A 10,937-nucleotide genomic window follows, 5' to 3' on the forward strand; every position below is an offset into this window, starting at 1 on the left:
AGCATTCGGCAAAAAGAGAGTAGCTGAAAAGGTATCGATTATCATGCCGGAATGGAATTTTTTAGCGGGATATAGCAAATATCAGACTTCATTCAGTGAATAGTGGCGAATTGTTCGCCACTAATGGTTCACTTCTCTGATTTATTACCGTTTTTTTGCAGTGACTCTTTTAGCTGACCAATCAGCTCACGGCGAAAATCACCCAGCCGCGGTTTATCTTCCTCCAGCCACGGCAGCGGTCGGCAGAGTTCCATCGCCTTAATGCCAAGCCGTGCGGTCAATAAACCTGCGCCGATTCCTTGCGCGGCTCGCGCCGACAGCCGGGCGGCAATGTCCTGTGATACCCAGTCCATGCCGACTTCACGCACCAGTTCGGACGCACCAGCAAAAGCAATATTCAGCAGCACCAGACGAAACAGGCGGATACGGCTGAAGTAGCCAAGTTCGATGCCGTATAGCGTGGCAATACGGTTTACCAGCCGCAGATTACGCCAGGCAATAAATGCCATATCCACCAGCGCCAGCGGGCTGACCGCAATCATTAGCGTCGACTCGGCGGCCGAACGGCTGATTTCGCGACGTGCCTGACGATCCAGTACCGGCTGCACCAGCTGCGCATACAGCGCAACAACCTCGCGATCGTTTTGGGTTTCATGTAGCGATGCCTGCCAGCGTTGCAGTGCCGGATGCCCCTGATCGAGACCCGCCTGACGCGCCAGCTTTTCACAAAACTCGCGCCCCTTGCCGATGCCGTGACTGTTCAGCAGTTCGCGGCCGATATCACGCTCTTCGGCACGCTGACGCAGCTTGTACAGCCGCCGCCACTCCGTCGCCAGCGAGCCAACACCCGCCATCACAATTAGCCCACCCGCCACGCCACCGCCGAGCGCCGCCCAGTCCTGAGCGAGCCAGGCGTTATGGATCCACTGCACGCCTTGCGCGACGACGCTGACGGCAAACAGCCCCACGCCGGCAGTCACCATTTTGCGCCACAGGCTGCGCTTCGGCCTTAATGCGGCTTCGACTGCTCGCTCACCGGCGCTCTCTTCCAGCGGCTCAATGTCATCATCCTGCAAGGCAGTAAATTGCGCCTGTTGTTGCTGTTCAAACGCTACCGCCGGTTTGATCAACGGAGTCGATTCCGCTTCCAGCGGTTTAGCAAAATCAATGCGCGGTTTCAGCGGTGCGTTCATCGCAGTTTGTCTCCCAGTAAGAATTCCAGCGCCGCGTCCATCCGGATATGCGGCAGCGGCCGATCAATATCAAGATTTTGCGGCCGGAACTGTTCAAAGTGAAAACCCTGCTGCTGCCAGAAACTGTTTCCCGGCAGGCGTGGCGGTACCTCACCAGGATAAAAAGTTAAAGCAGCATCATCCTGTAAACGATGTCCGCGCAGCGCCGGGATTTTTTCGCCGTTATGATCGACCAGCCCACTCTGCGTCGCCTGCACCGAGGCCAGGCCGACACAATCCATACTGATCCCCTCAAAAGCGGCGTTTTGCCACGCATCCTGCACCAGTTGCTGTAACAGCGACACTAAATTAGCGTGCTGATCGGCAGTAACATGATCCGACTTGGTTGCAGCAAACAGCAGCTTATCGATTACCGGTGAAAACATGCGGCGAAACAGCGTGCGCTGGCCATAATGAAAACTCTGCATCAGTTGGGTCAGCGCCAGGCGCATATCGTTAAAGGCTTGTGGCCCGCTGTTTAGCGGTTGCAGGCAGTCGACCAGCACAATCTGGCGGTCAAAACGCAGGAAGTAGTTCTTGTAGAAGTCTTTGACGACATGATTGCAGTAGTAATTAAAGCGTGCGCGTAGCGTGCCTATATTGCTGTGCTTATCGGCCTGCGCCAGCTTAGATTCACCGGCCGCATCGACATCCGGCCACGGAAAAAACTGTAGCGCCGGGGCACCGGCCATATCGCCAGGTAACACAAAACGTCCGGGCTGGATAAAATGCAGACCTTGCTGTTTGCACTGCAGCAGATATTCGGTCCAGGCCTGAGCAATCTCTGCCAGCCGGTTTTCATCTGCCGGAGCCAGTGGATCCAGCCCGGCGCAGAGCTCGCGCCACGGTCTGGCCCATTCGGCACGATCGCCCTGCAACAGCCCGGTCATTTGCCGCGACCAGCTCAGATAATCCTGCGCCAGCATGGGCAAGTCCAGCAACCATTCGCCAGGATAATCGACGATTTCCAGATACAGTGTTGAGGTGTCTTTAAAGTGACGCAGCAGCGAATCGCGCGATCGATAACGCAGCGCCAGACGCATTTCGCTGACCCCACGGGTCGGCGTTGGCCAGGCTGGCGGTGTGGCATACAGCTGCGATAAACCTTCGTCGTAAGTAAAACGCTGAATGCCCATATCGCGTTGCGGCACGCGTTTTACCCCCAGCAAGCGATCTTCTCGCACTGCTGAAAACAACGGCAGGCGCGCACCGGCGTTAACATTCAGTAATTGGTTAACCATCGAGGTAATAAAAGCCGTTTTACCACTACGGCTCAGGCCGGTGACGGCAAGACGCAAATGGCGGTCCACACCACGATTCACCAGCGACATCAATTCATTTTGCAGTCGTATCATTGTGAAATTTAGCGCCTTAGCAGAATTATTATTCTTTGATTTGATTGATTATATCAGGCAGTCATTACCACAAAACGCTGCTGTTCCAGCGTAAATTCGGCGACAACCGGCATACCCAGTCGTTGATGAGCATGAATAGATCGCGGGTTGTTTTCGTTAATGAACAGTAAGCCCTCACGTCCATCCATTGCCGCTTTAAGCGTTTTGACCAGCGCCGACAGTAACTGCTTGCCGCGCTGGCTGGCATCAATGCAAACCGGGCCGTAGATCCAGTTATCAGGCTGACCCGGCCACGCCTGTAACATCGCACGCACCGGCGGGGCGACGGCCTCAGAGCGACTGGCACTGAACAGCACGGCCACTACCTTGCCTTCAACAATAGCGACAACGGTAGGAGACGTGCGTTGCAACCAGCCACGGACCTTTTCTGTCGAGTAGCTACCATACAGCGCCCCACCCTCGTCGGCAGAGTTGGCAACCAGTAACTGAGCGATCTGTTCGACATCCTCGAGGGTGGCAAAGCGGATTGTTGCAGGCATCGTAGCCTCCTGATTCAGAGATGATATCAGCAGCATAGCATGCCGATTGCCAGCTCTGAGTATCAGCTTTTGCTCCAGCGAGCCGTGACACCGCGTAGCACCCGCTTCAGCAGCGGCTCCAGCGCCAAAGCCAGCAGGATTTTCAACGGCCGACGCGCGACCGATTTTACTGCCCAACCAGCCACGCCCGCCGGGCCATAGTTCAGGGCATTGATAATGATAAATTTGCCGGCCGATTTCAACGCGGGCGCGGCGTTACGGCGTACAGTCTGTTGCCAGTTTTGCATCAGATATTCTCCCGGTAAAAAAGAGATTCGGGTCAGCAGCGGCCCGCGTTATCAGCGATTACAGCTGGCTGAAGCGGCTACGCACGCTAAAGGTCTCCGACGTTACATAGCGTTCAACATTACGTAGCTGGGTTTCACCTGCCTGTAGTTCACTACTCAGGTCGTTAAGCAATTGATGTGCGGTGACCGGCTGTTGCTCGCTATCGGCACCGTACGGCATTGGATCCAGCACCCAGCTAAGAATAAAGTAGCCAATCACGGTAAACATAAACAGGCCGAAAAACAGCGACAGCACCGCAATGATCCGCACTAAACGTACCGGTATATTGAGATACTGAGCAATTCCGGCACATACGCCTTTAATTTTCCCGCGCTGCGGAATGCGCCACAGCTTATTTCCTCTAAACGCTAATCCTGTCATGGTTGCCTCCAGTGCGGGTGCTCAGCATCAAGAATCTCTTCCAGCGCCTGAATACGTTCACGCATCCGTCTGGCATCCTGGGTTAACTGTTGCAGACGCTGCATATCATTTTGTGATAGCTCAGCGCCGCTGTTCTGACGATTGCTGTAATGCAGCCATAACCATATAGGTGCTACAAACAGCACAAAAATTGTCAGCGGTATGGCAAGAAATAACGCACTCATTCACTCTCCTTGATCTTATCTGGCCGTCATCTGAGACAGTAATTATCGGGCGGACAGCCGAATGGCTGCCCGCTAGCGATGTTACTCGCTACGGTTCATTTTGGCTTTTAACGCGTTCAGTTGCTCACTGATTTCATCATTGGCTTTCAGTTCGGCAAACTCCTGATCCAGCGTTTTCTGCTTACCAAAGCTCACGCTCTCCGCTTCCGCTTCCATATGATCAATACGACGTTCAAAGGATTCGAAACGCGCCATGGCTTCATCAATTTTTCCGCTGTCGAGCTGACGACGTACATCACGTGAGGAAGAAGCCGCCTGATGGCGTAAGGTCAGCGCCTGCTGACGAGCGCGCGTTTCGCTCAGCTTTTTCTCCAGCTCGCCGATTTCGCCTTTCATGCGGTCCAGCGTCTCTTCTACCTGCGAAGTTTCCTGCGTCAGGGTGGCGATCAGATCGGTCAGTTTCTGTTTTTCAATCAGCGCGGCACGCGCCAGATCGTCTTTGTCTTTACGCAGCGCCAGTTCGGCCTTTTCCTGCCACTCACTCTGCTGAGTCTCTGCCTGTTCGATACGGCGAATCAGCTGTTTTTTCTCAGCCAGCGCGCGAGCGGAGGTTGAGCGGACTTCTACCAGCGTGTCTTCCATTTCCTGAATCATCAGACGCACCAGCTTTTGTGGATCTTCTGCTTTCTCCAGCAGAGAGTTGATGTTGGCGTTCACGATGTCGGCAAAACGAGAAAAAATACCCATAATCAAAATCCTCATTAATATTGTCTGCGTTACGCCATGCTCTGCACAGCTGCCGCTAAGTAATTCAAGATGCGTGCCAACTTTTATGTTATTGATTTTCAATGACTCCCCTGCTTTACTTTGCGTAATGCTACGCGTAATCTGGTTTTAATCACTAACACCTGGTGAAATTCATCATGAGCGAACAGACTGAAAACCTGCTGGGCGAGTCGAATAACTTTCTCGAAGTATTAGAGCAGGTTTCACGGCTGGCTCCGCTAAATAAACCGGTACTGGTAATCGGTGAACGCGGCACCGGTAAAGAACTGATTGCCAGCCGCCTGCACTACCTTTCCGACCGCTGGCAAGGACCATTTATCTCGCTTAACTGTGCCGCGTTGAACGAAAATCTGCTCGATTCTGAGCTGTTTGGTCATGAAGCGGGGGCCTTTACCGGCGCGCAAAAGCGCCATCTCGGCCGCTTTGAACGCGCCGATGGCGGCACGCTGTTCCTCGACGAGCTGGCCACCGCTCCGATGCTGGTACAGGAAAAATTGCTGAGGGTCATTGAGTACGGCCAGCTGGAACGCGTCGGCGGCAGCCAGCCGCTGCAGGTCAGCGTACGCCTGGTCTGTGCGACCAATGATGATCTACCGGCGCTGGCGCGCGCAGGCAAATTCCGCGCCGACCTGCTGGACCGCCTGGCATTTGATGTGGTGCAGCTGCCGCCGCTGCGCGAGCGCCGCAGCGACATCCTGGTGATGGCCAACCATTTTGCCATTCAGATGTGTCGCGAGCTCGGCTTGCCGCTGTTTCCTGGCTTCACGCCAGCGGCGCAACGCGTACTGCTGGATTATCACTGGCCCGGTAACGTTCGCGAGCTGAAAAACGTCGTCGAGCGCTCGGTATATCGCCACAGCACCGTCGACGAACAGCTGGATACCATTATTATTAATCCGTTCAGCCGTGCAGCCGCAACGGAAGTTGCGCAACCGCCTGAATCCCCGTATCCCGATCTGCCGCTTGATTTACGCCAGTGGCAGAATCAGCAGGAGCAAGCGCTGCTGGAAAAGAGCCTGCAACAGGCGCGCTTTAATCAACGACGTGCCGCAGAGTTATTAGGCGTTACCTATCACCAACTGCGCGCAATGATGAAAAAGCATGGGGTGCGAGTGACGGAAGAAACTGAAGAGTGACGGCTCAAGTCATTCAGGCGTCAGCTGATATTAAGCATTGACGCCACCAGCCATCAAATGCAAAAAAAGGCCCGCGCAAGGCGGGCCGAAAAATACTGGAAGCAATGTGAGCAATGTCGTGCTCTTCTTCGGTAGAGCCACCGTCGAAGCGCAAATGAATAGTAATCATTCTCACTATCATCTGTAAAGCATTTTGTTGAGAATCTTTCTCATTACCATAGTAACATTGTGCGTATTATCATGATGCGCCGCGCGATAAATGCACCTAGTTCTGTGAGATAAATGGCATCGCTGCGGCGTTTCAATATTTGCAAAAGAATTACAATCCTACTGCTTTACCCTTCCTAAGGCCAACCACCGGAAAGTATCGGTAAAACGTCGATAACCCTACACCTTAGATAATGGCCAACTGCTGGAGGGTATGTCCCTTAGCAAATAGCCGTCCAACCTGTTCCCGCTCATGTTGCTTTAACGCGTTGGTCATCCGCTAGTGCATCCCTGTGCCCTGGCTGCTGCTAACCAGCCAGTGTTCGTCCGACGATCTGCTCTCGTTCCATCTCCGTTAATACCGGCATCACATAGTAAAAGAAACGCCCCAAGCAAGTGCTGGTATCAATATTGCCGCGCTGAACGAGTAGAACGAGTAGATAGAAGAGGTAGATTATGCGGGAATGACTGAAAAGGCAGTGAACGCTGAGTTATCAGCATGGACTGAATATCGCAGGAAACTGTGTGCCTATATAAAATCTTGAGGATGGTAGTCATGCGCTACCATCCCCGCCAGTTGTCCAGAACGGCTTCTCGGGCCAGCTAATATCGGGGGCTTTTGATGTATCGATACGCATCAGCAGGACCCTGTATTTCTTCGATGCTGCAAGCGTTGCGGCTTCTTCTTCTGTCGCGATATCGGCATCAACCGCGTCCTGTCTCCATTCTATTTCAGTGTCTGCCGCTGCACGAAGTTGGTTTTTCTTTGCTGAGGCTTCGACGATCAGTTGTTCATGTGTTGGCGGAGGGATATCAACCCATGCAGGCAGGCTGTAAACATCCCGCAGCGAGCGTGATGAGCGACAGCTTGTAGACCACAATCGGCAGTTGCTGGGGTGAGACCAGACCGATGATGCCGAGCAGAAGCACAGCAGTCAGCAGTCAGCAGCCAGCCGCTGAGCCGGGGCTTTTTAACAGGGGGAATGATTTTTTTCAGGTTTTTCATGATGCGTCTCCTTGTGTAGTGGAAACAGCATCACAAATGTCAATTAAAGGGGATTTTAAACCGCGTTATAAGTGTTTATCGTGGATGCATGTCATTTAGATATAAAATGTCACCGAAAGTGAGTTATGGGGCGCATGAATGCGCCCCACCAATAAATCAAATTGGCTCCGCTGTAAACAAATTACCAAGGGTGTCACTACTCATATAACTAAATTTCACACCATTGAATATGGTCGAAACCGTTGGGGTATTGTCTTTTTTTTCTTCCTTCAATTTGACCAGCTTGATCACGATTTTTGCTGGCTCTCCAGTTTTCATGGTGTTCTCACCTAACACGGCAGAGTATGCTGATACAACAACAGCCATGACATCGGCACCTGATTTAGCTGTGCCATCACCCCTGGTAATCAATGTGATACCTGAAAGGTTCTTGCTTTTCTTATCGACTGTACCAACAATGGCCAGATGATCGTTGAATGTATATTTAAAAACATTCTTGACCTCACCACTTTCGATATGTGCTTTCAACCTAAATGAGCTACCGAAAGTCTTAAGGTTGGCATTCATTCGCTTCGAGAATACCTCAGGGGATATTTCCAGCGTTACTTCAGGAACACTGGTAACCGTTTCTTCAGAGGCATCTTCAGGTTGAGAAGGTGTCTCAACCGGTTCATTTTTAGGTTTTGCCGTTTGCATAGCCGTACTGGTTTCTGTTCTTGCTTTTTCATTTTTATCTTGGGTGGGAATAAATAAAACCAAGAAAAATAAAGCAACCACAAATCCGACGATGCCACCACTAGTCTTACTCAGCCAAGGTTTATGACCTTTCCTTATAAAATGACGTGATAATAATCTTGCAACTACAACCCAGATAGCTATTACTGCAACTAAAATCAAAAAATCTTTCATCATAACTCCGTTCATTTCTTCGCTATTTCAAATGGTATTTAAAGACATATCCCCGTCGACTGCTACTATACATTAAGAAACTCAGACAAGAAGAGTTGAGTACTCTGGCATAGCTGCTATCAGGTGAAATGTTGATGTAGCACTTTTCCTGCTTAAGGTTGTACTTCACCCATGCTGGCGAGCCACTTGTCATCGTCAATACTAACGTGTGCCAACCGATTTTCTGTATATAATTTGATACGTTAACAAAATCAGATTTGTATTTATCCAATTCTGGAAAAACACTCCGTAAGGCTGGGATTGCGGTATTTACGACCCTATCATTTGTCTCGGCAGTAAAACTACTTATTCCATTTTGATAAGCCTGTTTGGTCGCGGGACTGCCATTGAGAAAGATGGTGAGGCCAATCCCCACGGCTATGACTAGTGCGACTACGCTGCTTAAAATGACAAAAATCTTATAATTCGCTTTCGATGTCACTCGGGAAGGTTTTAGTTCAGTACCCTGAGCCACAGGAGAAACTGTGTTTTCGTCTGGTTCAACATTCAATAAATCATCAAAGTAACCAAACACTGATTGAAGCTGCTCTTTATCTAAATCCTTAAGATGGGTTGTACCGAAATGCTTCAAGCAATATCGGTCACGATCAAGGCGATATGCTGGGTTAGTAATAGTCATTATTTTACTGACTAAAGTATTACAGTCCTTCTGGACCTTGACCCGCTGGGCATACTTCTGGAGGATCTTAACAGCACAATGGTAATCAGCTGCAGTCATCTCATTGACAGTTTTGGTGTGAAGTTTCGTATGGAGCACCAGCCACAGTTCGCGCTTGCTTTCACCAGCGTCAACAAATTCATCCATTAATCGATGCAGATCACGTTTTTGTAGCAGTGAGATTGGTTGCTGAGCAGCATGGGATACCCCAGCGGTATAGTTATGGATAGTTACATCACCGCTGACAACATTGCCTACATCCCCATTAACTGTTTGCTTTTGCTTATTCATGTTCTCTTCGTGTTTTTGTTCATTACGGCTCCAGCTCCTATGGTCACATTACCTTTAATAACGTTCCCCAGAACATCTCCCTGAATAACCTGCTCGGCTCGCTCTTGTGACGAACCATTTTAACAACCACTGGAGCAGCACGATATAACTCAATCAGACTAGCCTCATCTTGTGGCATCGAAGAAACTGAACGGTCACCAGTTACAACAACACCGAACCTAGCTAACGCAGCCAAATATTGTGCATCGGGATACTTGTCACCTTTCTCATAGTTAAGCTAAGCAATTTTTTTCACGCCACCATGCTCACCGAATGCCAATTGGCTCAGTCCTGGTCTCTCTCGTTCTTCTTTTAATCGCTCACCGATACTCAATTGCATGCAAATCCCGCTGGCAGGTATTCAAATGAATACCATAATCCATCACATATAAACCAAACATCATTGCATCAACAAAGGAGACAACGATGACTGCAGAGCAAGTCAAATCACTCTTCCGCCAGCGCGGGGTCACTTTCACCCGCTGGGCAGAAGAAAACGGCTACAGCCGCAATGAGGTTTACCGTGTTCTTAACGGTTTCACCAAAGCCCGCTACGGCAAATCCCACGGAATTGCAGTGAAGCTGGATCTGAAACCAGATTCGAATGCGGCCTAACCTTTTAGCCCGTGTAACAGATTATCACATATCGCAAAAAGGGGAATGTGACATGAGCAAGGCAAATGTATCCAGTTCTGGCTCACGCATTCTGCGCGTTCTTAAAGCTCTGCGCGGTCACGCTCTCAACGGTGTTTCTAACGGTGAACTGGCATCAGCTCTGGGCGAGTCCCCGGCGAATATCAATCGGGCGCTCAATACCCTTATCGAAGAGGGTTTGGCTCTAAAACTGGATAACGGGCATTTTGCCCCTGGAGTCCAGCTATTACAAATCGCCATGGCGCACAGTACCGAGATGGCACGGGCGCAGGATCGTATCAATGAAATTAACCAGCGTGTTATAGCTGGCAGTCGCTAAGGATTTGGCATGGGACGTACAAAATCACAACCAGTTGAACTAGTGAAAGATGCACCGCTAAGCGATGGCCTCAACGTTAGTCTGAACGCCATGACCGAACATCGCCTAGAAATCATGCAGCAATTTGGTGATGGGCTGCCGTATGAACGCGATCGTATTGTACACGAGACACGTTTTTATATGGCTCAGAGTGCTGAGGCTATGCTGGAAGCAGGTGAACGCCTAATTATCCTTAAGGAAAATGAGCCGCATGGCGAGTTTGTTGAGATTGTCAGAGAACATCTCAGCATTGAACCCCGTATTGCGCAAAAAAAGGCTCAAGCCTCCCTTAAATTTTTATCACCTGAACTTGAGTCAAAAGCGAAAACGTTTTCGCTTTTAGGCCGTTCAAAATTTTACGAATTGATGTTGGAAGATGATGAAGAACTTGCTCAGCTAGCTGATGGTCGAACGGTAGCCGTATGATGCAGGTCTGGGGCGGGCAGAACGTGTACTTCCCGATGGGCATGGTCTGGAAGGTCAGCCAGCGCGACAGGAAAATCTTCCTGGAGTTCGACGGGCGCAACCATTACGAACTGGCCCGCAAGTTTGGCGTTTCTCTGCAGTGGATCTACAGCGTGGTGAAACGGGTTAAAAGGGAAGAACTGGATCGGATGCAGGGTAAGCTGTTTGATGGTGAATCTGATGACGTTGCCGGAACAAGGGAGTAAAATCACAAACCAGACTGGTTCGAACTTGTTTTTATTCGGGCCAGTCTGATTTTCACATACTGTAAGGTTATTGCACATTACATCCAGTATCTTCCCATGTTGAC

Annotated in this window: 12 protein-coding genes and 5 pseudogenes; 5 read left to right on the plus strand and 12 right to left on the minus strand. The window is 50.5% G+C overall.

The genetic code is table 11. The annotated features are described in order from the left end of the window. Nucleotides 1–128: 128 nt before the first annotated feature. The 7 genes from RIN69_RS12165 to pspA form a co-directional block, all read right to left on the minus strand. Complete coding sequence (locus RIN69_RS12165) at nucleotides 129–1,193, minus strand: YcjF family protein (RefSeq protein WP_313852105.1); 1,065 nt, start codon at nucleotides 1,191–1,193, stop codon at nucleotides 129–131. Next, nucleotides 1,190–2,587: a YcjX family GTP-binding protein gene (locus tag RIN69_RS12170; protein ID WP_313852106.1), complete on the minus strand. Its 1,398-nt coding sequence runs from the start codon at nucleotides 2,585–2,587 to the stop codon at nucleotides 1,190–1,192. The genes RIN69_RS12165 and RIN69_RS12170 overlap by 4 nt, the downstream gene beginning before the upstream one ends. Nucleotides 2,588–2,640: 53 nt before the next feature. Next, nucleotides 2,641–3,126 carry a GNAT family N-acetyltransferase gene (locus RIN69_RS12175; RefSeq protein WP_313852107.1) on the minus strand — a complete coding sequence of 162 codons (486 nt, stop codon included), beginning with the start codon at nucleotides 3,124–3,126 and terminating at the stop codon, nucleotides 2,641–2,643. 62 nt (nucleotides 3,127–3,188) lie between these two features. Then, nucleotides 3,189–3,413: a phage shock protein PspD gene (gene pspD / locus RIN69_RS12180; protein WP_313852109.1), complete on the minus strand. Its 225-nt coding sequence runs from the start codon at nucleotides 3,411–3,413 to the stop codon at nucleotides 3,189–3,191. A 58-nt stretch (nucleotides 3,414–3,471) separates the two neighbouring features. Beyond that, nucleotides 3,472–3,834 (minus strand): envelope stress response membrane protein PspC, encoded by a 363-nt coding sequence (pspC, locus tag RIN69_RS12185; RefSeq protein WP_313852110.1) that lies wholly within the window; start codon nucleotides 3,832–3,834, stop codon nucleotides 3,472–3,474. Continuing rightward, entirely contained in the window at nucleotides 3,831–4,058 is a 228-nt protein-coding gene (gene pspB / locus RIN69_RS12190; protein WP_017799963.1) for an envelope stress response membrane protein PspB, read from the minus strand. Before pspB ends, pspC begins: the two co-directional genes overlap by 4 nt. 81 nt (nucleotides 4,059–4,139) lie before the next feature. Continuing rightward, complete coding sequence (pspA, locus tag RIN69_RS12195) at nucleotides 4,140–4,805, minus strand: phage shock protein PspA (RefSeq protein WP_313852112.1); 666 nt, start codon at nucleotides 4,803–4,805, stop codon at nucleotides 4,140–4,142. A gap of 176 nt (nucleotides 4,806–4,981) precedes the next feature. Here pspA and pspF point away from each other — a divergent pair, with 176 nt between their 5' ends. Continuing rightward, complete coding sequence (pspF, locus tag RIN69_RS12200) at nucleotides 4,982–5,980, plus strand: phage shock protein operon transcriptional activator (protein ID WP_313852113.1); 999 nt, start codon at nucleotides 4,982–4,984, stop codon at nucleotides 5,978–5,980. A 319-nt stretch (nucleotides 5,981–6,299) separates the two neighbouring features. Here the strand turns inward: pspF and RIN69_RS12205 are convergent. The 5 genes and pseudogenes from RIN69_RS12205 to RIN69_RS12225 all read right to left on the minus strand — a co-directional run. After that, nucleotides 6,300–6,600, minus strand: a pseudogene (locus tag RIN69_RS12205) (helix-turn-helix domain-containing protein); the annotation flags it as partial. Nucleotides 6,601–6,741: 141 nt separating this feature from the next. Next, a pseudogene (locus RIN69_RS12210) lies at nucleotides 6,742–7,014 on the minus strand (tail fiber assembly protein); the annotation flags it as partial. Between the two features lie 16 nt (nucleotides 7,015–7,030). After that, a pseudogene (locus tag RIN69_RS12215) lies at nucleotides 7,031–7,193 on the minus strand (putative holin); the annotation flags it as partial. 156 nt (nucleotides 7,194–7,349) lie between these two features. Beyond that, on the minus strand, nucleotides 7,350–8,105 hold the full coding sequence (locus RIN69_RS12220) for a hypothetical protein (RefSeq protein ID WP_313852115.1): 756 nt from the start codon (nucleotides 8,103–8,105) through the stop codon (nucleotides 7,350–7,352). A gap of 19 nt (nucleotides 8,106–8,124) precedes the next feature. After that, the gene (locus tag RIN69_RS12225) at nucleotides 8,125–9,111 is read right to left on the minus strand and encodes a hypothetical protein (RefSeq protein WP_313852116.1); all 987 of its coding nucleotides are present in this window, start codon (nucleotides 9,109–9,111) and stop codon (nucleotides 8,125–8,127) included. A gap of 465 nt (nucleotides 9,112–9,576) precedes the next feature. Between RIN69_RS12225 and RIN69_RS12230 the strand changes: the two genes are divergently transcribed. The 4 genes and pseudogenes from RIN69_RS12230 to RIN69_RS12245 form a co-directional block, all read left to right on the plus strand. Beyond that, entirely contained in the window at nucleotides 9,577–9,765 is a 189-nt protein-coding gene (locus tag RIN69_RS12230; protein ID WP_313852118.1) for a DNA-binding protein, read from the plus strand. A 52-nt stretch (nucleotides 9,766–9,817) separates the two neighbouring features. Beyond that, nucleotides 9,818–10,123 (plus strand): helix-turn-helix domain-containing protein, encoded by a 306-nt coding sequence (locus tag RIN69_RS12235; RefSeq protein WP_313852119.1) that lies wholly within the window; start codon nucleotides 9,818–9,820, stop codon nucleotides 10,121–10,123. Nucleotides 10,124–10,132: 9 nt separating this feature from the next. Then, nucleotides 10,133–10,582, plus strand: a pseudogene (locus tag RIN69_RS12240) (DUF3102 domain-containing protein); the annotation flags it as partial. Then, nucleotides 10,579–10,833 (plus strand): annotated as a pseudogene (locus RIN69_RS12245) (Mor transcription activator family protein); the annotation flags it as partial. The pseudogenes RIN69_RS12240 and RIN69_RS12245, both read left to right, overlap by 4 nt. Nucleotides 10,834–10,937 lie beyond the last annotated feature (104 nt).

Source organism: Winslowiella toletana (genome assembly GCF_032164335.1).
Lineage (GTDB): Bacteria > Pseudomonadota > Gammaproteobacteria > Enterobacterales > Enterobacteriaceae > Erwinia > Erwinia toletana_A.